This is a genomic window from Castellaniella caeni NBRC 101664, assembly GCF_001592225.1.
GTDB lineage: Bacteria > Pseudomonadota > Gammaproteobacteria > Burkholderiales > Burkholderiaceae_B > Castellaniella > Castellaniella caeni.
The window spans coordinates 1-576 of the sequence record NZ_BCWN01000059.1 but is presented as its reverse complement, the minus strand read 5'-3'; the positions used below and the strand labels follow the sequence as shown (position 1 = coordinate 576).

Genomic DNA, 576 nt, shown 5'->3' with positions numbered 1-576 from the left:
TAGTCGTCCCTGATTTATTCATTTCAGCAATCGCGGGCGCCCATCGGCCGGGCTTATATTGGCAAACGCAGCGCCTGCCAAGCACCCAGATAGCCGTTTGATCGCCCCTTGAGCGGCCCGAAGGCCATCGTCGGCCGGAGCCGCCACAGGGTCGCACGCTTTTGCAGGCGCAAAAAAAATCGCCACAGAAAGGAAACGCCCTTGCGGGCGATCATGCGCAGTAGCCATTTGATGTTGTAGCCCGCCGCGCACAGCACGGCGTGCAGGCGGTCGCCGGTTTCTCCTTTCAGGTGGCAGCGCCCCATGCGATGATCCGTCTTCAAATGGCCGATGATCGGTTCGATGGCTTGGCGCCGTTTGAGCTGCTTTCTTTCCTGGGACGTCAGTCGCTTGGGCTTGCCTCGGTGCACGATGCGCACGTCCGGGTTCTCGCTATCGACGCCCCGGTATCCCAAATCCACAAACGCGGTCACCGGCTTGGGCGCTCGATCCTGCATCAGGATGGCGGCTTGTTCCATCTGCTCGTGCAGCGTATGCCCATCGTACGGATTACCGTGGAACGCCCGCGCACCCACC

1 protein-coding gene is annotated in these 576 nt (G+C 61.3%); it reads right to left on the bottom strand.

The window, feature by feature from the left end; genetic code table 11:
• Positions 1 to 53: 53 nt before the first annotated feature.
• Positions 54 to 576, bottom strand: a 523-nt coding sequence (locus CCA01S_RS15085; RefSeq protein WP_232305149.1) for a transposase, incomplete at its 5' end; no start/stop codon positions are given.